26 protein-coding genes are annotated in these 22,386 nt (G+C 59.0%); all 26 read left to right on the top strand.

Annotated elements, in window-relative coordinates; all coding sequences use genetic code 11:
• The first annotated feature begins 8 nt into the window (after nucleotides 1-8).
• The 26 genes from fliJ to PD282_RS15310 all read left to right on the top strand — a co-directional run bounded on the left by fliJ (nucleotide 9) and on the right by PD282_RS15310 (nucleotide 22,357).
• Nucleotides 9-455, top strand: coding sequence for a flagellar export protein FliJ (fliJ, locus tag PD282_RS15435; protein WP_274651544.1), 447 nt, complete (start codon nucleotides 9-11; stop codon nucleotides 453-455).
• Between the two features lie 53 nt (nucleotides 456-508).
• A complete protein-coding gene (locus PD282_RS15430; protein WP_274651543.1) occupies nucleotides 509-1,414 on the top strand; it encodes a magnesium transporter MgtE N-terminal domain-containing protein in 906 nt (301 codons plus the stop codon).
• Nucleotides 1,415-1,459: 45 nt separating this feature from the next.
• On the top strand, nucleotides 1,460-3,007 hold the full coding sequence (locus PD282_RS15425; protein ID WP_274651542.1) for a flagellar hook-length control protein FliK: 1,548 nt from the start codon (nucleotides 1,460-1,462) through the stop codon (nucleotides 3,005-3,007).
• Nucleotides 3,008-3,048: 41 nt separating this feature from the next.
• On the top strand, nucleotides 3,049-3,510 hold the full coding sequence (locus PD282_RS15420) for a flagellar hook capping FlgD N-terminal domain-containing protein (protein ID WP_274651541.1): 462 nt from the start codon (nucleotides 3,049-3,051) through the stop codon (nucleotides 3,508-3,510).
• Nucleotides 3,497-3,883 carry a TIGR02530 family flagellar biosynthesis protein gene (locus tag PD282_RS15415; protein ID WP_420832302.1) on the top strand — a complete coding sequence of 129 codons (387 nt, stop codon included), beginning with the start codon at nucleotides 3,497-3,499 and terminating at the stop codon, nucleotides 3,881-3,883. The genes PD282_RS15420 and PD282_RS15415 overlap by 14 nt, the downstream gene beginning before the upstream one ends.
• A 103-nt stretch (nucleotides 3,884-3,986) precedes the next feature.
• The gene (gene flgG, locus PD282_RS15410; protein ID WP_274651540.1) at nucleotides 3,987-4,808 is read left to right on the top strand and encodes a flagellar basal body rod protein FlgG; all 822 of its coding nucleotides are present in this window, start codon (nucleotides 3,987-3,989) and stop codon (nucleotides 4,806-4,808) included.
• A gap of 57 nt (nucleotides 4,809-4,865) precedes the next feature.
• Nucleotides 4,866-5,093, top strand: coding sequence for a flagellar FlbD family protein (locus PD282_RS15405; RefSeq protein WP_274651539.1), 228 nt, complete (start codon nucleotides 4,866-4,868; stop codon nucleotides 5,091-5,093).
• Nucleotides 5,090-5,575 carry a flagellar basal body-associated FliL family protein gene (locus PD282_RS15400; protein WP_274651538.1) on the top strand — a complete coding sequence of 162 codons (486 nt, stop codon included), beginning with the start codon at nucleotides 5,090-5,092 and terminating at the stop codon, nucleotides 5,573-5,575. The genes PD282_RS15405 and PD282_RS15400 overlap by 4 nt, the downstream gene beginning before the upstream one ends.
• Before the next feature lie 42 nt (nucleotides 5,576-5,617).
• Nucleotides 5,618-6,619 carry a flagellar motor switch protein FliM gene (fliM, locus tag PD282_RS15395; protein ID WP_274651537.1) on the top strand — a complete coding sequence of 334 codons (1,002 nt, stop codon included), beginning with the start codon at nucleotides 5,618-5,620 and terminating at the stop codon, nucleotides 6,617-6,619.
• Entirely contained in the window at nucleotides 6,609-7,853 is a 1,245-nt protein-coding gene (fliY, locus tag PD282_RS15390) for a flagellar motor switch phosphatase FliY (protein ID WP_274651536.1), read from the top strand. Before fliM ends, fliY begins: the two co-directional genes overlap by 11 nt.
• 23 nt (nucleotides 7,854-7,876) lie before the next feature.
• Nucleotides 7,877-8,239, top strand: a complete 363-nt coding sequence (locus PD282_RS15385; RefSeq protein WP_090637619.1) for a response regulator — start codon at nucleotides 7,877-7,879, stop codon at nucleotides 8,237-8,239.
• Between the two features lie 10 nt (nucleotides 8,240-8,249).
• Nucleotides 8,250-8,882 carry a flagellar biosynthetic protein FliO gene (locus PD282_RS15380; protein ID WP_274651535.1) on the top strand — a complete coding sequence of 211 codons (633 nt, stop codon included), beginning with the start codon at nucleotides 8,250-8,252 and terminating at the stop codon, nucleotides 8,880-8,882.
• On the top strand, nucleotides 8,879-9,637 hold the full coding sequence (gene fliP, locus PD282_RS15375) for a flagellar type III secretion system pore protein FliP (protein ID WP_274651534.1): 759 nt from the start codon (nucleotides 8,879-8,881) through the stop codon (nucleotides 9,635-9,637). The genes PD282_RS15380 and fliP overlap by 4 nt, the downstream gene beginning before the upstream one ends.
• Before the next feature lie 22 nt (nucleotides 9,638-9,659).
• Nucleotides 9,660-9,929, top strand: coding sequence for a flagellar biosynthesis protein FliQ (gene fliQ, locus PD282_RS15370; protein WP_274651533.1), 270 nt, complete (start codon nucleotides 9,660-9,662; stop codon nucleotides 9,927-9,929).
• Nucleotides 9,930-9,975: 46 nt separating this feature from the next.
• The gene (fliR, locus tag PD282_RS15365) at nucleotides 9,976-10,737 is read left to right on the top strand and encodes a flagellar biosynthetic protein FliR (protein WP_420832301.1); all 762 of its coding nucleotides are present in this window, start codon (nucleotides 9,976-9,978) and stop codon (nucleotides 10,735-10,737) included.
• 12 nt (nucleotides 10,738-10,749) lie between these two features.
• Nucleotides 10,750-11,841 (top strand): flagellar biosynthesis protein FlhB, encoded by a 1,092-nt coding sequence (gene flhB / locus PD282_RS15360; protein WP_274651531.1) that lies wholly within the window; start codon nucleotides 10,750-10,752, stop codon nucleotides 11,839-11,841.
• 41 nt (nucleotides 11,842-11,882) lie between these two features.
• Nucleotides 11,883-13,916, top strand: a complete 2,034-nt coding sequence (gene flhA, locus PD282_RS15355) for a flagellar biosynthesis protein FlhA (protein WP_274651530.1) — start codon at nucleotides 11,883-11,885, stop codon at nucleotides 13,914-13,916.
• Nucleotides 13,913-15,190, top strand: coding sequence for a flagellar biosynthesis GTPase FlhF (gene flhF / locus PD282_RS15350; RefSeq protein ID WP_274651529.1), 1,278 nt, complete (start codon nucleotides 13,913-13,915; stop codon nucleotides 15,188-15,190). The genes flhA and flhF overlap by 4 nt, the downstream gene beginning before the upstream one ends.
• Complete coding sequence (locus PD282_RS15345) at nucleotides 15,187-16,059, top strand: MinD/ParA family protein (protein WP_274651528.1); 873 nt, start codon at nucleotides 15,187-15,189, stop codon at nucleotides 16,057-16,059. The genes flhF and PD282_RS15345 overlap by 4 nt, the downstream gene beginning before the upstream one ends.
• 28 nt (nucleotides 16,060-16,087) lie before the next feature.
• Nucleotides 16,088-17,407: a protein-glutamate methylesterase/protein-glutamine glutaminase gene (locus PD282_RS15340; RefSeq protein ID WP_274651527.1), complete on the top strand. Its 1,320-nt coding sequence runs from the start codon at nucleotides 16,088-16,090 to the stop codon at nucleotides 17,405-17,407.
• A gap of 55 nt (nucleotides 17,408-17,462) precedes the next feature.
• Nucleotides 17,463-19,541, top strand: coding sequence for a chemotaxis protein CheA (locus PD282_RS15335; protein WP_274651526.1), 2,079 nt, complete (start codon nucleotides 17,463-17,465; stop codon nucleotides 19,539-19,541).
• 12 nt (nucleotides 19,542-19,553) lie between these two features.
• Nucleotides 19,554-20,015, top strand: a complete 462-nt coding sequence (locus PD282_RS15330) for a chemotaxis protein CheW (protein WP_274651525.1) — start codon at nucleotides 19,554-19,556, stop codon at nucleotides 20,013-20,015.
• A 2-nt stretch (nucleotides 20,016-20,017) separates the two neighbouring features.
• On the top strand, nucleotides 20,018-20,638 hold the full coding sequence (locus PD282_RS15325; RefSeq protein ID WP_274651524.1) for a chemotaxis protein CheC: 621 nt from the start codon (nucleotides 20,018-20,020) through the stop codon (nucleotides 20,636-20,638).
• Nucleotides 20,635-21,129 (top strand): chemotaxis protein CheD, encoded by a 495-nt coding sequence (locus PD282_RS15320; RefSeq protein WP_274651523.1) that lies wholly within the window; start codon nucleotides 20,635-20,637, stop codon nucleotides 21,127-21,129. The genes PD282_RS15325 and PD282_RS15320 overlap by 4 nt, the downstream gene beginning before the upstream one ends.
• A 3-nt stretch (nucleotides 21,130-21,132) precedes the next feature.
• Nucleotides 21,133-21,567 (top strand): hypothetical protein, encoded by a 435-nt coding sequence (locus PD282_RS15315; RefSeq protein ID WP_274651522.1) that lies wholly within the window; start codon nucleotides 21,133-21,135, stop codon nucleotides 21,565-21,567.
• A 4-nt stretch (nucleotides 21,568-21,571) separates the two neighbouring features.
• Complete coding sequence (locus PD282_RS15310; RefSeq protein ID WP_274651521.1) at nucleotides 21,572-22,357, top strand: FliA/WhiG family RNA polymerase sigma factor; 786 nt, start codon at nucleotides 21,572-21,574, stop codon at nucleotides 22,355-22,357.
• Nucleotides 22,358-22,386: the final 29 nt, after the last annotated feature.

Raw genomic sequence — 22,386 nt, 5'->3', positions numbered from 1 at the left:
TCATTCAAATGGGCGGGTTTCATTATGCATATCAGAAAATCGTCGACCTGAAGGGCAGCGAGCGGACCCAGGCCGAATGGCTGCTCACTGCGGCAGTCGTCAAGCTGCGCCAGGAGGAAGCGTCGCTCGGAAGGCTGAGGGAAGAACGGGAAGCCTGGATCGCGCGGCTCCAACAGGCTTCGGGAACCGCCGTACCGCTGGTACAGCTGCTGACGATGCAGCAGTATGTCGATTATTTGGACGGCTGTATCGCCCGCAAGCTGGCCGACGTCAGCGAGGCGGAGCGGGAAGTCGACCGGAAACGGTCCGCATTGTCGACAAAAATGAAGGATGAACAAATTTGGCAAAAATCGAAGGACAATGCGCTTCAGCTGTTTCGGGCGGCCATGCAGTCGAAGGAGCAGGGTGAGCTGGATGAAATGGCGGCGGTCCGGTTTGCGGTATCGGCCCCTTGACATCAGGGCTCGCAATTGACGATTAGGGCGTCAGCCCTAGGGAGGGAGCCCTTATGGCGGACATGGAAATGGAAAAGCAGAGCTACAGCGGATTCGAGCGGGTGATGTTTTTCGTCACTCCGATCCTGTTTACGCTTATCCTGCTCGGCGTTTTGATGACGCTGTTCAACTACGATCTTCGGAACAAAGCGCTTGAAATCGGCAGCTCGATTCCGCTGCTGAACAAGGTGCTGCCCGCGCCGGAAACGGCGGCCGGCCGTCAGCCGGACGACGAAACGCTTCGCGGCGCCAATACGGCGGCGAAGCTGAGCGAGCTGCAGACGGCTCTGACCGCGAAGGAAGCGGCGCTGGCTAAAGCGGCGGCCGATGCTGCGCAGCAGGCGCAGCAGATTAACGATTTGCAGGGCCAGGTCGACCAGCTGAAGCGGGTCAACGAAGAGAAGCAGCTGACGGACGAGCAGTACCAAAGTAAAATCGCCGAGCTCGCGAATATGTATGCCAAAATTACGCCGAGCAAGGCGGCGCCCATATTGGAAAGCATGGACATGGAAGATGCGGTGCTCGTGCTGAATGCAATGCGGCCCGACGACCGCGTCAGCATTCTCGAGAAAATGAATCCGAAGACGGCGGCGGAGGCGACGATCCGGCTGAAGGACGCGGTGCCCGCCAAGGACATGCAGATCGCGGCGTTGCAGGCGCGGGTCAAGGAGCTGGAAACGAAAAGCGCGCAGCCGCAAACCGTGCTGGATCCGGCGCAGCTGAACCAGACCTTCTCGCAAATGGACCCGAAAAGCGCGGCGGGGCTGCTGGTCAAAATGGCCGATGTCAGCCCGAGCAAAGTATTGCGGATATTAGGCACGGTCAGCGATGCCTCGCGTTCAGCCATCATCGCGGAGATGTCGAACATGAACGACGGCATGACCGCGCAGCTCGTATCGAAGCTGCTCGCCGGCAAATAACAGCCGCTTGCTTTCTTGAATAGGGGAAGGAGGTGAACAAACAACATGCCGATGACAATATCGCAGTCCGCCTCGCCGGCCGTTTCACAGCCCGCTTCAGCCGCCGGCCAGGCGGCCAAACCGGAAGGCGGAAACGCGTTCGGGCAGGCGCTGGTGCAGACGATTTCCGGCACGGCAGGCGCCGGCGCCGGCGCTGGCGGAGCAAACGGCCGCGCCGAAATTCGGCAGGCAGCGGAAGGTACCGCAGCCAATGTCAAAACGGAAGGGCTTGCGAACCCGCTGCTCGCCGGAAACGCGTCTTCGGCCGACCTTCTTGCGGTTATTGACAAGCTGCTGCAAAAGCTGGAAACGGCGGATGCGAAAGAGGATACGCAGCAGAAGCGGCAGCAGGACGATCTGTCCGCTGCATGGGTTCAAATGGATCAACTGCTGTCGCTGCTCGGCCTGGCGCCGATTTTGCAGCCGATGCCGGAATCGGATCAAGCGGAGGCAAGCGGCGGCGATTCGGAGCTTCCGCTGGGACTGCCTGCCGGTCCGAACGGCGCTGCGGGGATGAGCGCCGCATTAAATGCGCTCGTGCTGCAGCAGGCGCAAGCTCTAACAGCCGGCGCGTCAACGCAGGAGGCGCAGCCGGAGCCATTAAGCGCAGCGCGCCCGCAGCCGGAGATTGCAGTCCTGAAAGCGGGGCTTCAAGAGGCGCTCGCCGATTTAAAGACGTTCGTGCAGGACAGCAAAGGAACGGCCGCCGGCCGGAGCGCTTATGCAGCAATCGCCCAGCAGCTCGTCTCCGCAAGCGAGCTGCTGGACGGCGGAGGCGAAGCCGGCAGGACAGCGGCCAGCTTACCGGATGCCGTTCAGGCGGCGTTTCAGCAAGCGGCGCAATCGCCGCACACCGGGCAGGCCGCAAGCGCCCACCTGCAAAAGTTGGGCAGCCGGCCGCTGACAGCCGGACTGCTTGCGGTTGTGCAGGATCGGGAGAAAGAGACGCCCGAACAACGGCTCAGCATGACGGAGCGGCCGGGTTCCGCTCATCCGGAGCCGGCTCTGCAGCCGGGCGGAGGTATTCAGGAGCCGCTTAAGGCCATTTTGCCGACCCGGCTTCCTGCCGCTCAGCCGGTGCCGGCGCAGCAGTTTGCGCAGTCCATGCAAGAGCTGATCGTCAGACAGTTTACGGTTTCCGGCGGCGCAAACGGAGTTCATGAAGCGCGCATTTCGCTCTTCCCGGAGCAGCTCGGACAAGTGGACGTGCGCATCGCGCTGCATAACGGCCAGCTGACGGCCCATTTCGTCACGGATACGGCGGCGGCGAAGGACGCGCTCGAAGCCCAGATGATGCAGCTTCGTTCGGCACTGCAAACGCAGGGGATTCAGATCGACCGGCTTGACGTGACGCAGAATCAGGTGCAGCAGGGTCTGTTCCAGGATCGGCAGGGACAACCGGGCAGAGAGCAGCAGCATGCCAAGCGTAACAAGCCGAAAGACGATGCGGCGGAAGGCGTTTCCGCTTTCGATGCGGATATGGAGCGGCTTGAAGCGCAGCAGGCGGCGCATCGCGACCTGGGGCTGGGCAGAAGCCTGCATACGACGGTTTAACAGAATCTTGATGGTCCCGGAGGAACGGAGGTGAGGCGCAAATGGCCGGAGAAGGCATATCCACGCAAAATGTTTGGCCGTATTATGCAGCCGGCAATGTCCAGGCCGCAGCGGCCAAACCGAAGGACACGTCGCTCGGAAAGGACGATTTTCTTAAAATACTCGTTACCCAGCTGAAAAACCAAGACCCGATGCAGCCCCTGGACGATAAAGATTTTGTGGCGCAGATGGCGCAGTTTACCTCGGTCGAGCAGCTGATGAACATGTCGGACGAAATGACCCGGCTGCGGCAAAATCTCGGCATGGCCTCCAGCATGATCGGCAAGACGATCGAATGGAACGACGTGTCGGACGGCGGGGAGCCGGTTCTGAAATCGGGCCAGGTCGATTCGATTCTGATTAAAGACGGCGCGGAATACGCCAAAGTCGGCGGCACCGACGTGAATCTGGACGAGATCGTTTCGATCGCCGATGGCGGTGACGCGGCAAATGGAAATGAATGACCGGTTGACGATCGGCAGGCTGGCCTTGACCGGACCGGGAGCGCAGCTGCGGAAGCAGCCCCGGCCGAATGAGCCGGCGGAAAACGGCGCGACGTTCAAGGAGGCGCTCGAACGGACGACGCTGAAATTCAGCCATCATGCCGAAGCGCGGATGGCCCAGCGCGGCATTGCGCTGAAGCCGGAAACGCTGGCCAAAATCGTCGGCGCAATCGATCAGGCGGAGGCGAAAGGCGCCAAAGACTCGCTTGTGCTGTACCGCGATATCGCCATGATCGTCAACGTGCCCAGCCGCACGGTTGTGACGGCCATGGCCGGGCATTCGGTCCATGGCGGCGTGTTCACGCAGATCGACAGCGCGGTTGTTGTTACATGACGGACGGCCGGACCTCGGAATGAGGAAGCCGAAATGCCGCGGATCGACGGAAGCGGCAGTAAGCGGGTAATCAATATTAATCTCAGGGAGGATGACAGCTTCAATGTTAAGATCGTTGTATTCCGGAGTTTCGGGTATGCGCGGATTTCAAACCAAGCTGGATGTCATCGGCAACAATATTGCCAACGTCAACACAATCGGGTTTAAAGCAGGCCGCGTCATGTTTCAGGACATTCTCAGCCAATCCGTGGCGGGAGTCACCGCCCCGGTGGAAGGGACGTCGGGGGGCATCAACGCGAAGCAGGTCGGGCTCGGCGTTGCGATTTCCGCGATCGATACGCTCCACACGCCGGGCAGCGCCATGACGACGAACGTGCCGACGGACGTCCGGATCGACGGCGACGGATTTTTCGCGGTCGCCCCGAATGCCGACGGCGGCACGCCGTACTTGACGCGCGCGGGCAATTTCACGCTCGATGCGGCCGGCCAGCTGGTGACGAGCGACGGCATGTTCGTGCTGGATTCGGGCGGCGCGCCGATCACCGTCGATCCGACGACGATCAAGGCGTTCTCCATCGCCCAGGACGGCTCGATTATCGGCGTAGCCGCCGACGGCACGACGCAGACGATTGCGCAGCTTGGACTTGTCAAGGTCGTCAACCCCGGCGGGCTGGAAAAAGTAGGCGGCAATTTGTACCGCGTAACCCCGAACGCGAATCCGGACGGCGAGGTCGAGATAACGACGGCCAACGACCCGGATGCCGGCACGGGCGCCATCGTCGCCGGTCAGTTGGAAATGTCGAACGTCGATCTGACAAGCGAATTTACGGAAATGATCGTGGCTCAGCGCGGCTTCCAGGCCAATTCGCGCATCATTACGACATCCGACGAAATTTTGCAGGAGATTGTGAACCTGAAGCACTAGGCGTAACCCGCTAGGAGGCGCCGCAGCGCCTCCCCGGCAGGGTAAGGAGGAAGTCCCATGATCGAGGTAACTCGTTTAAACGGCAGTCATTTATACATAAACGCGCTGCTGATCGAAACGGTCGAGGAAACGCCCGATACGCTGGTAACGCTGACGACCGGAAAAAAAATATTGGTGCTTGAAGCAGCGGACGAGGTCATTGCTTCCATGCAGCGTTATCTTCGCACGATCGGCGTTTATGCGGCCAGCTCCAAAAGCGGCGAAACGGAGGAACAATCATCATGAGAAGGATGCTCCCGTGGCTGATGACCATTTTGCTCGCGATTACGCTGATTGCGGTTGTGGCGGTTATCCTCTACAAGTCGATGCTGGGCGGCGACGATCCGAAGAACGCCGCGGACAAAGCAGCGGGCGAAGCCGCTTCGGTGAAGGCGGAGCAGCTGAGCGCGGACGAGCGCGTCGCGCTCACGAGCGAGCTGTCCGATATTAAAACGAACCTGGCGGACACGGATTATATCGCCGTCCTGAGCTTAGCGTTTCAGCTGGACAAGAAATCGACCAAAGCGGATTTTGACAAAATCAAGGACATTCAGATCACGCCGATCATTTTGCGGACGCTTGCGGATTTGAAGCCGGAGGATATTAAAGGCTCGCACGGGCAGGACGAACTGTGTGCGAAGCTGCTCAACCTGATCAATCCGGTGCTGACCGACGGCGGCAAGCTGGTCAATGTCGAACTGACGAATCTGATCGTTACGCCTCTTTAATGAAACGGAAGGCCGCCGCATTTTTCGAAGGGGGTGAGGGAATTGGTTGACGTTTTGTCGCAAAACGAGATTGATGCGCTGCTGGCTGCGCTGTCGTCCGGAGAGATGGACGCCGAGGAGCTGAAAAAAGAAGAGACGCAGCGGAAGATTCGTTCGTACGAGTTCAAGCGCGCGGTCCGGTTTTCGAAGGATCATATCCGCAGCCTGACCCGGATTCATGAAAACTTTGCGCGGTATTTGACCACCTATTTTTCGGCGCAGCTTCGCACCTTCGTCCAGATCAACGTCGTTCAGGTGGAGCAGCTGCCCTACGATGAATTTATCCGTTCCATTCCGAAAATGACCATCCTGAACATTTTCGAAGCGGAGCCGCTGGAAGGCCGTATGGTGCTTGAGGTTCATCCCAATGTGGCCTTCGCGATGGTGGACCGCATGCTGGGGGGACAGGGGACGGCGCCTTCGAAAATCAATGCGCTGACGGAAATCGAAACGATGATTATGGAACGCATTTTCAGCCGGGCGTTCGAAAGCCTGCAGGAAGCATGGAAAACGATTATCGACATCTCGCCGCGGCTGGAAGCGCTCGAGACGAATCCGCAATTCATGCAGATCGTCTCGCCGAACGAAACGATCGCACTCATTTCGCTCAGCACGAAAATCGGCGATACGACGGGGATGATCAACCTGTGCATTCCGCATGTGGTCATCGAGCCGGTCATGCCGCGCCTCTCGGTGCACCACTGGTTCGTATCGCAGAAAAAAACGCGCGCGCCGGAGGAAATGGAAGTGCTGAAGCAGCGCGTCAGCAAAGCGAAGCTGCAGGTCGTTTGCGAGCTGGGCCAATCCAGCATTACGATCCGCGAATTTCTCGGCCTCTCGGCAGGGGACGTGATCGCGCTGAACAAGCCGATCGGTTCCGGCCTCGACATCAAGGTGGGGGACAAGCTGAAATATATCGGGAGTCCGGGCTCCGTGAAGGAACGGATGGCCGTTCAAATCGACGAGGTTGTAAGCGAAGGAGTGGAGGAAGATTATGACGAGTAAAGACTACTTGTCACAGGAAGAGATCGACGCCCTTCTGCGTCAATCTTCGGACGAGGCGGGCAAGCCGCAGGGACAGGACATGCTTTCGGATTTTTTAAGCCCGATCGAGCAGGATGCGCTCGGTGAAATCGGCAACATTACGTTCGGAAGCGCCGCAACGGCGTTATCGACGCTGCTCGGCAAGAAGGTCGACATTACGACGCCGACGGTCTCGCTCATTCACCGCAAAGAGCTCGATGAGGAATTTCCGAGGCCGCATGTCGCCGTATCCGTCCGGTATGTCGACGGATTTCAGGGCATCAATTCGCTGGTGATCAAAACGCAGGACGCGCAAATCATTGCCGACCTGATGCTCGGCGGGGAAGGGGTACCCGGCGATTCGGAGCTGAACGAAATCCATATCAGCGCCGTGCAGGAAGCGATGAACCAGATGATGGGATCGTCCGCGACGTCGATGTCGACGATTTTCAACCGCTTCGTCAACATCTCCCCGCCGGGAATCGACATTTTGAACGTTACGAACGGCGAAGGCGTCGACAGCCTGCCGCCGGACGATAAATTCATAAAAATCTCGTTCCGCCTCAAAATCGGCGATCTGATCGACTCGACCATCATGCAGCTGCTGCCGATTTCGTTCGCGAAAGAAATGGTCGCAACGCTCATGGGAGGCGCGGCCGATCCGGCTCCGGAGCCGGCGCCCGCAGCCGCAGCGCCTGCACCGGCTGCGGAGGCACCTCCGTATGCAGCGCCGGAACCTATGCCTGCCGCACCGTATACGCCGCCGGCGCAGTCCTACGATGCGCAGCCGCAGCACATGGCTCCGCCGCAATACGCTGTGCCGCCGCATGCTGCCGCAGCGCCGACCGCAGGATACGCCGGGCCTCAAACGTACGGGGGACTGCCGGGCCGGGGCGTCAGCGTACAGCCGGTCCAGTTTGCGAACTTTCAGGGCGCGCCTTACGTTCAGGCCGACGATTCGAACCTGAATTTACTGCTCGACATCCCTTTGAAGGTAACCGTAGAACTAGGAAGAACCCAAAAACAGATCAAAGATATTCTTGAGTTGTCACAAGGCTCCATTATTGAGCTCGACAAGCTGGCCGGCGAACCGGTCGATATTCTCGTCAATAACAAGCTGATTGCGAAGGGCGAAGTGGTCGTGATAGACGAGAACTTCGGCGTCCGGGTGACGGACATCGTCAGTCAATGGGACCGCATCCAGAAACTACAATAATAACATCTTAGGAGGAAGTAACAATGGCAAACCGGATTTTGATCGTAGACGATGCAGCTTTCATGCGGATGATGATTCGGGACATTTTAACCAAAAACGGCTACGAGGTTGTCGGCGAAGCGCAGGACGGCGCGCAGGCGATCGAAAAATACAAAGAATTAAAGCCCGATCTGATCACGATGGACATTACGATGCCGGAAATGGACGGTATTGTCGCCCTCAAGGAAATCAAGAAAATCGACGGCAACGCCAAGGTCATCATGTGCTCGGCCATGGGCCAGCAGGCGATGGTTATCGATGCCATTCAGGCGGGGGCGAAAGATTTTATCGTCAAGCCGTTCCAGGCCGACCGCGTCATCGAAGCCATCAAGAAGACGCTTGGATAAACGGCCGCAAATGAGAACGTCGCGATTGGGGCTTGCGGGGCTCGCGGCTGCCGGATGGCTGCAGGCGGGAAAGGCTGCCGCCGCCGCCCCGGATAGCAGCGCGCCGTCCGAGCTTGGACCGGGTACGCTGGACGGCGGAATTACGGCGGGCTATCTGATCTGGGTCGTCGTCGCGCTGATGCTCGTGCTCGGTCTGATCGTCCTACTGCTGAAATTTCTGTCCTCCCGAAACCGGGGATGGAGCGTGAGCCGCTCGCTCCGTTTGCTGGGCGGCGTTCCGCTCGGTCCTAACAAATCGATGCAGGTCGTGGAGCTGGCCGGGCGCGTTTACGTTGTCGGCGTCGGAGACAGTATTGCGCTGCTGGACAAAATCGACGACGCGGAGGAAGCCGGGACGATTATCCGTCTGATGGACCAGCAGCTGGGCCGGACGTGGAATCCGCAGTCGATGGCCGCTTTTCTCGGCCGCTTCCGCAAACGGCAGGCGGACGCGGGCGCGGAGCGGGACGGAGAGCGGTGGCCGGAAGCCGCAAGCTTTCAGGAGCTGCTGAGCAGCAAGCTGAAAAGCCGGGCGGACCGCAAAGCTAAGCTCGAAGAGCTGCTGAACGAGCAAAATCAAAACGATCGGTTGTTGGATGAATGAATAAAAAAATCGCCATTGCGCTTTTCGCGCTTCAGCTGTTCGCTCTATCGATACATACCCGGACGTTCGCGGCCGACCCGCTGCCGAACGTCAGCGTTTCGATCGGCGGCGAAAGCGGCTCCCAGCCGGGAACGAGTGCTCTGTCCTTGCTGCTGCTCATCACCGTGCTGAGCGTTGCGCCGGCCATTCTGGTGCTGATGACCAGCTTTACCCGGATCGTCATCGTGCTCGGCTTCGTCCGGACGTCGCTCGGGACGCAGCAGTCCCCGCCGAACCAGGTGCTGATCGGACTTGCGATGTTCCTGACCTTTTTCATCATGGCTCCGACGTTCGGGCAGGTGAACGAGACGGCGCTGCAGCCTTATTTGAAAGGCGAAATCACGCAGTCCGAGGCGCTCAGCAAGGCCGCCGTGCCGATGAAAAAATTTATGTTCAACCAGACGCGTGAGAAGGATCTGCTACTCTTTATGAATTATACGAAGACGCCGAAGCCCAAAACGTATGAAGACATTCCGATTACGGTGATGGTTCCGGCTTACGCGCTGAGCGAAATCCGGACGGCGTTCCAGATGGGCTTCATGATTTTTATCCCGTTCCTGATCATCGATATGGTCGTCTCGAGCACGCTGATGGCAATGGGGATGATGATGCTGCCTCCGGTCATGATCTCGCTGCCGTTCAAAATCCTGCTCTTCGTTCTGGTCGACGGCTGGTATTTGATCGTCAAATCGCTGCTGCAAAGCTTCCATACGTGACGCCGCTTGGGGGAATAAACGGATGAATTCGGATTTTATTATCGCTTTGGCAGGGCAGGCGGTTTATACGGTATTGAAGGCAAGCGCACCGATGCTTGTGTTCGGTCTTGTCATCGGACTGATCGTCAGCATTTTTCAGGCGACGACGCACATTCAGGAGCAGACGCTCGCGTTCATTCCGAAAATCGTAGGCGTGCTGGTTGCGATCCTTCTGTTTGGCCCGTGGATCTTAAACACGCTGGTCGATTTCACGTACAATCTGCTGAATAACATGTACAAATACATCGGATAGGCTGTGTAAGTCGATGGAGCTGTTTGCAAAAGGATTCCCTATTTTTTTGTTGATTTTTTGTCGAATTACTTCGTTTTTCGTCGTCGCACCCGTCTTTTCGTCCCGGAATATTCCGGCAACGTTCAAAATCGGATTTTCGTTTATGGTCTCGCTGCTCGTTTTTATGACTTACGGCCTAAAACAAACGATCGTGCCGGACGCCGAATATGTGCTCGCCATCATCCGGGAAATTTTGGCCGGTCTGCTGCTCGGGTATACGGCTTACCTGTTTTTCTATGCCGTCCAGACCGCCGGTGCGTTTATGGATCTGCAGATGGGCTTCGGCATCGCCAATGTGCTTGACCCGATGACAGGCGCGTCGGCTCCGCTGCTCGGCAATTTAAAATTTATGGTTGCGACGCTGATCTTCCTGTCGATCGGCGGCCATCATTATTTGATGACTGCGCTGCTGCGCAGCTACGAATGGATCCCGATCGACAATTCCTTGTTCGGACGGATTTACGAAGGCAGCGTCTCGGGTTTCCTGACGAAAACGTTCGCCGACACATTTATGCTCGCCCTGCAAATGTCCGCACCGGTCGTCGCCGCCATGTTCCTGACGGACACGGCGCTCGGATTTCTTGCTCGCACCGCGCCGCAGTACAACGTGTTCGTGATCGGGATTCCGCTTAAAATCATCGTCGGTTTTCTGGTCCTGATGGTGATGATGCCCGGGCTGATCGCTTTATACGAGCATTTATTCGCCAAAATGTTCGACGCCCTGGAAACGTTGTTCGGCCTCGTGCAGGGGACCGTCAAATCCGGTTAGGAGGCTTCACGGATGAACCGTATGCGATTGCCGCTCGATCTGCAGCTGTTCGCCCAGGAGAAAACCGAACGCGCGACGCCGAAGAAGCGCCAGGAAGCGAGAAAGAAAGGGCAGGTGGCGTCCAGCCAGGAGCTGCCGGGCGCGGTCATCATGGTGCTCGTTTTTCTCAGCTTTATGATGCTCGGCGGGTATTACAAAACCCGGATCGTCCGGTTATTCGGCCTGATTTTCGAGCAGCGGCTGACGATGGAGGTGACGGCGGGCAATGTGATGGCGCTTTTTTCAAACCTGATGATTCAGTGCTTGCTGCTGCTCGCTCCGATTTTCGTAATTGCCGTCGCTTCCGCCGTCATCGCGAATTACATCCAGGTCGGTCTGCTGTTTACGGGCGAAGGGTTCAAGATCAATCTGAACAAAATAAATCCGCTGAACGGCTTCAAGCAAATCTTTTCGCTGCGCTCGCTGTTCGATTTGGCCAAAAGCATCGCCAAGCTGATCGTGATCGGAGCCGTCGTTTATTTTACCCTTTGGCGCGATCGGGCTACCATCATGAAGCTGGCGGAAGTGCCGGTGGACGGGATGCTGGCTTTCATTGCGAATCTCACGATCAGGATCGGTCTGGAAATCGGCGTCCTGCTCGTCGTGCTGGCGGTCGTCGACTATTTCTACCAGCGCTTTCAACACGAGAAGAGCCTCAGGATGTCCAAGCAGGATATTAAGGACGAATATAAGAAAACCGAAGGGGACCCGCTCATCAAAGGAAAAATCCGCGAGCGGCAAAGACGAATGGCGCTGCAGCGGATGATGCAGGAGGTGCCGAAGGCGGACGTCGTCATCACCAACCCGACCCATTTCGCCGTCGCCCTGCAGTACGACGGCTCGAGGATGGAGGCGCCGGTCGTCATTGCGAAAGGGATGGACTACGTCGCCCTCCGAATCAAGGAAATTGCCGGGGAGCACGGCGTTACGACGATGGAAAACAGGCCGCTCGCCAGAGCGCTGTACGACCGGACGGAAATCGGGGATGCGATCCCCTCCGATCTGTTTCAGGCGGTGGCGGAAGTACTGGCTTACGTATACAAGCTGAAACGTAAAACGAATTGACCGGCGCTGCGCCGGATGCGGCGGACAAAGGAGGGAACGTCATGAAGGCAAGGGATTTGACAATCTTGATCGGCATTATTTGCATCGTGCTGATGCTGGTCATCCCCGTTCCGGTCGGCTTAATGGACGTGCTCATCGTGCTCAATATTTCCGCAGCGCTCATGATCCTGCTGATCTCGATGAATACGCAGGACGCCCTTCAGTTTTCGATTTTTCCTTCGCTGCTGCTTATTACGACGCTGTTCAGGCTGGCGCTGAACGTATCGACGACCCGCAACATTTTATCGAAGGCGGAAGCGGGGGAAGTGGTCCAAACCTTCGGCAGCTGGGTGGCCGGAGGGGAGATCGCGATCGGCTTCGTCGTCTTTCTCATCCTGGTCGTCGTCCAGTTTATCGTCATTACGAAAGGCTCCGAACGGGTCGCGGAGGTAGCGGCAAGGTTTACGCTCGATGCGATGCCCGGCAAGCAAATGAGCATCGACGCCGACCTGAATGCGGGGCTGATCAACGAACAGCAGGCGCGCGAGCGGCGCAAAAAAATCGAACGGGAAGCCGATTTCTACGGCTCGATGGACGGCGCAAGCAAGTTCGTCAAGGGCGACGCGATCGCTTCGATCATCATTCTGATCATCAATTTGCTGGGCGGCTTTGTCATTGGCATGACCGTTCATCATTTTTCGTTTCAAGAATCGCTGTCGACCTTCTCCGTCCTGACGATCGGCGACGGGCTGGTCAGCCAAATTCCGGCGCTGCTCATTTCGACCGCGACGGGCCTGATCGTGACGCGCGCCGCTTCGGAAGGCAATTTGGCGCATGACGTCACTTCGCAAATTTTCCGGTATCCGAAGCTGCTCTATATCGTTGCGGGAACCGTTGCGCTGCTTGGCATCCTGACGCCGATCGGCCCGCTGGCCACGCTTCCGCTCGCCGGCCTGCTCGCTTTTGCCGGATACCGGATGCATCATGTGCAGCAGCAGCGCCAGCAGGAGGAAGAGCTGCTGGAGGAAGAGCAGCAGATCGAGGAAGTCCGAAGCCCGGAAAGCGTCATCAGCCTGCTGCAGGTCGATCCGATCGAATTCGAATTCGGCTACGGGCTCATCCCGCTTGCGGACACGCAGCAGGGCGGGGACCTGCTGGACCGGATTATCATGATCCGCCGCCAATGCGCCCTGGAGCTCGGTCTGGTCGTTCCGGTCATCCGAATCCGCGACAACATTCAGCTGAAACCGAACGAATACGTCATCAAAATCAAAGGCAGCGCCGTCGCGCGGGGCGAGCTGCTGCTGGGTCATTATTTGGCGATGAGCCCCGGCTTAGACGACGATTCGGTCGTCGGCATCGAGACGACGGAGCCGGCCTTTGGCCTTCCGGCGCTGTGGATCGACGAAGCGATGAAGGAACGCGCGGAGCTGGCCGGCTATACGGTCGTCGATCCTCCTTCGGTCGTCGCGACGCATTTGACGGAGCTGATCAAGCGCCACGCCCACGAGCTGATCGGCCGGCAGGAGACGAAGGCGCTTGTCGACAACCTGAAGGAATCGTATCCGGCGCTGGTCGAGGAGCTCATTCCGTCCATCCTTGCGGTCGGCGATGTGCAGAAGGTGCTTTCCAAGCTGCTGCGCGAGAAAATCTCGATCCGCGATATGGTGACCATTTTCGAAACGCTTGCGGATCATGGAAATTACACAAAGGACCCGGATATTTTAACGGAGTATGTGCGGCAGGCGCTTTCCCGGCAAATCACGCAGCAGTATACGCACCAGGGCGACACGCTTCGCGTCATTACGGTCGGCCCGTCGCTGGAAAAGAAAATCGCCGAGTCGGTGCAGAGCACCGAGCAGGGCAGCTACCTGGCGCTCGATCCGGTCGCGACGCAAACGATCTATCAGAAGCTGTCCGAACAGGTTCATAAACAAATTCAGTCGGGCCAGCAGCCGATCGTGCTCGCATCCCCGACCATCCGCATGTATCTGAGGCAAATTGTCGAGCGGACGATGCAGGATATTCCGGTACTGTCCTACAGCGAATTGGAGCCGAGCATTGAAGTGCAGAGCATTGGAGTGGTCAATTTATGAAGGTGAAGCGATTTGTCGTCACGGCGCTGCCCGAAGCGCTTCCGATGATCCGCGGCGAACTGGGTGCGGACGCCGTCATCCTGAATACGAAGGAAATACGCGTCGGCGGCTTTCTCGGCATGTTCGGCAAGCGAAAAATGGAAGTGATCGCCGCGGTCGAGACCGGGCCGGCGGCCAAGCCGCAGGCCATCCATCCGCAAGCGGCGCCTCGAGCTTCCGCTGCCGCAGGCGCCGCCGCCGGAACCGGATCGGCGGCGGGAGCGGCTTTGGCGATCGCCGCTCACGCCGCAGCCGTTCGGCAGCCGGAACAGGTGCGTGCCGGTGAGAAACGTGAGCATCCGCTTAGCGGCGTTGCAGCTGTCCCAGCCGGCGAAACGCCTCCGCCGTCCGGGCCGAAAACCGCGCCGGAGGAGGAGCTGCTGAGCGAAATCCGCGACATGAAGCTGTGGATCAGGCAGCTGTCCAGGCAGCGGCTGGCGGAAACGCGGCCCAAGGCCGTTCAGGCGCTGGCCGAGCGGCTTAGCGGGCAGGATGTCGCCGAGGATTGGATCGACAAGCTGCTTGCCGCCGTCACGGAGCAGGTGAACGAGGACGACCCGGACGGCGATACCGTCTGGCGTGCCGCCGGCCGGACGCTGCACGAATGGCTGTCCGGCACCCAGGGGGAAGGGATACGGCCGGATACCCGCATCGTCCATTTCGTCGGGCCGACCGGCGTCGGGAAGACGACGACGATCGCCAAGCTGGCGGCGGAGCAGACGCTGAAGGCGGGGCGCAGGGTCGGTTTGATTACCTCCGATACTTACCGGATCGCCGCCGTCGATCAGCTGCGGACTTACGCGACCATTTTGAACGTGCCGCTCGAGGTCGTATTTTCGCCTTCCGAAGTGGCCAGAGCCTATAAGCAGCTGAGCGACCGCGAGCTTATTTTTATGGATACGGCGGGGCGGAATTACCGTAACGAGCTGTTCGTGTCGGAGGTGAACAGCCTGCTGCAGTCGGGCGTCGCTGCGGAAACGTTTCTCGTGCTCAGCCTGACCGGCAAATACGCGGACATGGCGACGGTGGCCGGGCATTTTGCCAAATACGGCGTGCGGCGCGTCGTGTTCACGAAGCAGGACGAGACGAGCGCGGTCGGCGCCGTCCTGAATCTGGCGCTCGAATTCGGCTTTAGGACGGAATATATCGCCTGCGGCCAAACGGTTCCCGACGATATCGCCCCGTTCCGGGCCGATGCTTATATCCGGCAGCTGCTGGGGGGCGTGCCGTCATGAACGACCAAGCGGAGGCGCTGCGGCGCATGGTTCGGAGCCGCGACAGCGGAGCCGCCGGGAAAAATACGCGCATCGTGACGGTGACGAGCGGCAAGGGCGGGGTCGGCAAGTCGAATTTCACGCTCAACTTCTCGCTTGCTTTGCAGCAGCTGGGGCTCAGGACGCTGATCTTCGACGCCGATATCGGCATGGCGAACATCGACGTGCTGATGGGGATCCGGGCGCCGTACAGCCTGTACCACCTGGTGAAGCGGCAGAAAACGATCCGGGATATTATCCACGAAGGGCCGCAGGGCATTCATTTTATCGCGGGCGGTTCGGGATTGCTGGATTTGCTGGACTTGACGCCGGCTCAGCTGGACGATTTCGAGGAGCAGATCGGCATGCTGCAAGGAGAATACGACGTCATTTTATTCGATACGGGAGCCGGCTTGTCCAAGGAAACGGTCAAGTTTATCGCCGCCGCCGAGGAAACGCTTGTCGTGACGACGCCGGAGCCCACTTCGATTACGGATGCTTATGCCCTGATTAAAATGGTGCGTGCGGCGGAACGCGATATCCGGTTCAGGCTTGTCGTGAACCGTGCGGCCGACGACCGCGAAGGGAAGGCGGCGGCGGACAAAATCGGGCTGGTCGCGCAGCGGTTTCTGAATCTCGAGCTGCCGGTGCTCGGCATGCTGCCCGACGACCCGTGCGTGCCGAAGGCCGTCAAAAAGCAGGTGCCGTTCACGCTCGCTTTTCCCGGATCGAACGCTTCCCGGTCGATGATGGCGATTGCCCGAAGCTTTGCGGAGGTACCGGCTCAAGCGGTTTCCGGCACAGGCGGCGTCAAAGGATTTTTACATCACATGTTCAGGCGGTTGAAGTAATCCTGTGAGAGGAGGCGAATGCGAGCGCATGCAAGCTTACCGCGTACTTGTCGTAGACGATTCCGCGTTTATGCGCAAAGTATTTTGCGATCTGATTGCCAGGGATTCGGAATTCGTGGTTGCGGCGACCGCTGCGAACGGCAGCGAGGCCGTCGAAGCTGTCCGGCTCCACAAGCCGGACGTCATCACCATGGATCTCGAAATGCCGGAAATGAACGGCTTGGAAGCGATGAAGCAAATTATGCGCAGCTGCCCGACGCCCGTCATCATGGTTTCGGCCGTCAGCGACGACGGAGCCAGAGATACGATCAACGCGCTGCAAAGCGGAGCGTTCGATTTTATTCGCAAACCGGCGGGGGCGTCTTCGCCCGATATCGAAACCGTCGGCGAGCAGCTGCTGGAAAAGATGCGGATCGCCGTCCTGACGAGACGTACGGTCGTCCTGCGGCAGACGGACCCGGCAAAGACGGACGACTCACGTTCGGTGCTGGAACGGCCGGGAAAAGCCGCCGGCGGCAGAAGGCCGAAGCCGTCAGGCAAAGGAGGCAGGCGCGCGGGCGGCACGGACAACCTGCCGGACGGCCGGATCGGCGCCGCAGGGGACGGACCTTCGGCCATGCGCGGTTCGATTGCGCGACCGGCCGGCATTATAGCGCATAATCCGGCAGGCGAACAAGACCGCGAATCGTCGGCGCCGGTTGGATTGGCGCCGGCCGGAGACGCCGCAGCCGATCCGCCGAGGCGGTCCGGCAAAGCGAAGCCGTCCGGGACGTTCCGGGATCTGATTTTGATCGGCACGTCAACGGGCGGGCCGAGAGCGCTGCTCGAGGTCATGAGCTCGCTGCCCGGCCATTTGCCCGCTCCCGTGCTGATCGTCCAGCACATGCCCCCGAAATTTACCCGCTCGCTTGCGCAGCGGCTCGACGCATTCAGCGAGCTGACCGTCGTGGAAGCGGCCGACGGTCAGCGGGTTCACGCCGGCGTCGCCTATCTCGCGCCCGGAGGGTATCATATGAAGCTCGCCAAGGACGAGCGGGGCTACTTCATCCAATTGACTTTGGATCCGCCCGTAGGCGGCCACCGTCCGTCGGTCGACGTCCTGTTCGAGTCGTGTGTCCCTTATGCGGAGCTGCGCAGGCATTCGGTCATCATGACGGGAATGGGAAGCGACGGGGTAAAGGGGATGAAGGCGCTGAACGACAGCGGCGGGGCAAGCGCCATCGCCGAAGCGGAAGAAACGTGCGTCGTTTACGGGATGCCCCGTGCGGCCGTCGAAGCCGGCGCCGCGTTTCGAATCGTACCGCTTCCCCGCATCGCTTCGGCGCTTGCCGGAGCCATCACTTCGTAACGCAAGCCGTGCCGTTTGACCGGCCCGCGATTCATTCAACAGGAGGTGCATGTACTTGGATATGAACGCGTATTTGTCGATGTTTATCGACGAATCGAACGATCATCTGCAATCGCTGAACGAGAATCTGCTCCGGCTGGAAAGCAGCCCGGAGGATGTCGGCATCGTTCAGGTCATTTTTCGATCGGCGCATACCTTGAAGGGGATGTCGGCGACCATGGGGTTCGAGGATCTGGCTTCGCTGACGCATGAAATGGAAAACGTGCTCGATCTCGTTCGCAACCAGAAGCTCGCGATGGACGGTTTTATATTCGATACGCTGTTCAAAAGTCTGGACGCGCTCGAGTCGATGGTGCAGGACATCGTGAACGGCGGCTCGGGAAAGGCCGATGTTACGGCGATCGTAGCGAATTTGAAGGCTATCGTCAAAGGCGACTATGGCGCCTCCGGACAGGCTTCCCAGTCCGCCGGGGCCTCCGGCGTCCAAGGCGAATCCCGTACCGCGCTCGACGAATTCCAAACCTCGGTGCTGCTGCAATCCATCGAAGCCGGGCTTTCCGTATTCCATGCGGTCGTCACGATCCGGGAGGATTGCCTGCTGAAGGCGGCGCGGGCATACATGGTATTCGATTTTCTGGAGCGAAGCGGCGAAGTGGTGAAATCGCATCCGAGCGTGCAGGACATCGAGCAGGAAAAATTCGACCGCTCATTTACCGTTTTTACCATCTCGAGCATGGGAGAGGACGAGCTGCGAAAGGGTATCGAAACGGTTTCGGAAATCGAAAGCGCCGAGGTTTCGGTGCTGGACCGCGAGACGCTGCTGCAGGTAGGAGCGGCGCCGGCCGCCTCGCCGCCTCCCGCCGTCGCTGCCGTGCCGGCTGCGCCGGCTCCCGAAGTCCCGCAGGAGGCTTCTTCGGCGGCCGGCGCTTCCCGCGCGCAAACGGCGGCGGCGTCCGCGGCGCCGGCTGCAGCTGCGGGCAGCGTGCCGCGCACGATCCGCGTCGATATCGAGCGCCTGGACGCGCTCATGAACCTGTTCAGCGAGCTGCTGATCGACCGCGTCAGGCTGGAGCAGCTGGCGAGCGAAGTGCGCCGCAGCGATTTGACCGAAACCGTCGAGCATATGACCCGCGTGAGCGGCGATCTGCAAAATATCGTCCTGAAGCTCCGCATGGTGCCGGTCGAGTCGGTATTCAACCGGTTTCCGCGGATGGTGCGCGACCTGGCAAAATCGCTAAACAAGAAAGTGGAGCTCGTCATCACCGGAGCGGAAACCGAGCTGGACCGCACCGTCATCGACGAAATCGGCGATCCGCTCGTTCATCTGCTCCGCAATTCGCTCGACCACGGAGTCGAGCCGGCCCAGGACCGGGCGGCGGCGGGTAAACCGGAAACCGGCGTCGTGCATTTGCGGGCTTTTCACAGCGGGAATCACGTCTTTATCGAAATCGAAGACGACGGCCGCGGAATCAATCGCGAGAAGGTCAAACAGATTGCGGTCAAGAACGGTGTCGTCACCGAAAGCGAAGCCGCCAAATTGACCGTAGATGAAATCAATATGCTGCTGTTTGCACCGGGATTCAGCACGGCGGACAAAATATCCGACATTTCCGGGCGGGGCGTCGGGCTCGACGTCGTCAAGTCCAAAATTTCTTCGCTCGGGGGCCATATTAGCGTCGACTCGGTACCCGGCCAGGGCACGAAATTTTCCATTCAGCTGCCGCTGACATTGTCGATCATATCGGCGATGCTCATTAAACTGGGATCGGAAAAATACACCATTCCGCTGTCCTCGATCGTCGAGACCGGCATCCTGCAGCGAAGCCATATCCGCAAAATTCACGGCAACCGGATGATCGATTTCCGCGGATCCCTGATCCCGCTCCTGTCGCTCAAGCAGGTGCTGGACAACGATTCGTTTCAGGAAGAGCTCGAAACCGAAACCGAGATCGTCGTCATCCGCAAAGGGGACAAGCTCGGCGCTGTGACGGTGGACGAATTTATCGGCCAAAGCGATATCGTCCTCAAGACGCTCGGCGGCTATTTGACCAACATCCAGGCGATATCGGGCGCCGCGATTTTAGGCGACGGGCAGGTCGCCCTGATCGTCGATCCGAATGCGCTCATCAAATAAGGAGGGATAACGATGGGGGAAGAATTGAAAGTGATCGTGTTTGGACTGGCCGACGAAGAGTACGGGATCGAAGTGGACAAGGTTCGGACGATCGAGCGGATGTCGCCGATCACGCGCGTGCCGAAAACGCTCCCTTTCATTAAAGGAGTCATCAATTTGCGCGGCGTCGTCCTGCCGGTCATCGATTTGCGCGGACGCTTCGGTCTGCCCGAAAGCGAGCCGACGGACCATTCGCGGATTATCGTCGTGGCGGCAGGCGGCCTGGAGGTCGGCTTTATCGTCGACACCGCGAACGACGTCATCGATCTCGACAGCGACGCCATCGAGACGCCGCCCGAGGTCGTCGGAGGCGTGAAAGCCAAATATTTGCACGGCGTGGCCAGGCTTGCCGGCGACCGTCTTCTGATCATGCTCAATTTGTCCGAGGTGCTGAACAAGAACGAAATCATCCAGCTTGAACAGCAAGAGGTATAATCGTGAATCCGTTATCGAAGCTGGAAGCATTCAAGCTGGATGTACTGAAGGAAGTCGGCAATATCGGAGCGGGCAATGCCGCAACCGCCCTGTCGCTGCTGCTGGACAGACCGGTCGACATGAACGTGCCGACCGTCAGCCTCATTCCGTTCGAGCGGATCGCCGACCGGGTCGGCGGCCTCGAACAGGTCGTCACCGCCGTCTATCTCCGAGTGGAAGGCGAAGCGCCGGGTCACATGTTTTTTCTCATGGAAGGGGAAGCGACGAAAAAGCTGCTGAACCGCCTGCTGGCGATTGAAGGCAAGGGGGAGGACGGCTTTTCCGAGATGGAATATTCGGCGCTGGCCGAAATCGGGAATATCCTTGCCGGCTCGTATCTCTCGTCGCTGGCCGATTTTACGCAGCTGGCGATGTCGCCGACCGTGCCGGCGATCGCCGTCGATATGGCAGGCGCCATTTTGACTCATGGAATCGTGCAGTACGGCGAAATGGGCGATTCCGCATTACTGATCGAAACGGCGTTTCTGGAAGGGAAGGAAGAGCTCGCAGGCCATTTTTTTCTCATTCCCGATCCGGAATCGTTTGACCAAATATTCACCGCCCTGGGAGTGTCTTCGGAATGATCCGGCAGCATGTCGTAAAGGTCGGCATGGCCGATTTGAATATCGCGGCGGATGGCGCCGTGCTCCGGACGACCGGGCTCGGTTCCTGTGTCGGACTGACGCTTTACGACGGCCAGGCGAAAATTGCCGGGATGGTTCATGTGATGCTGCCAACCTCGCAGATTGCCAGAGAGGCCGAAGTCAAAAAAGCGAAATACGCCGATACCGCGATCCCGGCGCTCGTCGAGCTCATGCTGGTATCCGGCGCGGCGGCAGGAAGAATGACCGCCAAAATGGCCGGAGGCGCGCAGATGTTCGCGTTTGCCGCGCAGAACGATTCCATGCGGATCGGTCCGCGCAACGTGGAGTCGTGCCGGACGGTGCTGTCCAAATTTGCGATCCCGCTGCTGGCGGAGGATACGGGCGGCAGCAGCGGCCGCACGATTGAAATTGACAGCGCAAGCGGCGTTTTGACGATTCGAAGCGTTCAGCTGGGTATAAAGGAGATTTGACCGATGATCGGAACATGGCGCTGGAATGTAGTGCTCGGGCTGTGCGGAGCTCTGCTGACGCTGCCGTTCTCGCTTGGCGGCAACGGGCTCCACATTACAGGTTTTCGATGCTTGTACGCGTTTTTGGCTTTTTATGGTCTTGCCTATTTCATACGAGCGGCGTTATCGGCCATCCTGCGTCCTCGTCCGTTCGTACCGAGGCAGTCAAAGGAACCGTTTGACCAGGCGGGCGCTCATATCGATCTGGCAACGCCGGACGAAAGCGAGCAGCTTCGCGCGCTGCTGAAGGAACAGCCGCATGGCGGCCCGGATGTGGGCCCGGATGGGGGCACCGGGGACCCGGTCTTCACGCCGCTATCGCCGCCCAAGCTGGTATCCACGCAAAATAAAGACCCCGAGCAGTTAGCTCAAGCCATACGTCACCTGACAGGAGGGTGAAATCATGATCGAGCCGAAGGCGCCGCATTTGTCGAATATCGACACCTGGCGGAAATGGAAAGAAGACGGCGATTTGGAAGCAAAGAAACGGCTGATCGAGCATTACATCACGCTGGTGGATTACGTCAGCAGCCGGATGGCGATCGGCCTGCCGAAAAACGTATCCAAGGACGATTTGGCCAGCAACGGGGTCATGGGCCTCATCGACGCGATCGAAAAATTCGATTACAGGCGCGGCCTGCAGTTCGAAACGTACGCGTCCTGGCGGATCCGGGGAGCGATCATCGACGGGCTGCGGCAGGGCGACTGGGTGCCGCGGTCGGTCAGAGAGAAAGCGAAGCGCATCGAGGAGGCCTACCAGGTGCTCGAGCAGAAATATTTGCGCTCCGTTACCGACGCCGAAATGAGCGACTATTTGCAGGTGAGCCTGAAAGATTTTCAGCATATGATGCAGGATATCGCCGTTACGACCGTTTGCTCCCTGGAGGATCCGATCCGCGAAGAGGAAAGCGAAACGAGGCTTTCGCTGCTCATCGACGAGAAAGCGAAAAATCCGGATCACAAGGTGCACGAGTTTTTTTTGAAGGAATCGCTCGTTCGGGGGATCGAGCGGCTCACCGAGAAGGAGCGCATCGTCATCTCGCTGTTTTATTACGAAGAGCTGTCGCTGAGCGAAATTGCCGAGGTAATGGGGCTGTCGCCATCGCGCATCTCGCAGCTTCATTCCAAGGCAATCCTGCGGCTGCGGGGGGCGCTGGACAAGCAGAAGGAACAGCTTATGCGCCGCTAATTCGAAACAGAAAAAGAGGAGGGGACGGG

It is taken from the genome of Paenibacillus humicola, from assembly GCF_028826105.1.
Taxonomy (GTDB): Bacteria; Bacillota; Bacilli; order Paenibacillales; family Paenibacillaceae; genus Paenibacillus_Z; species Paenibacillus_Z humicola.
The sequence above is the reverse complement of the archived record's forward strand: the minus strand, read 5'-3'. Positions and strand labels throughout refer to the sequence as shown.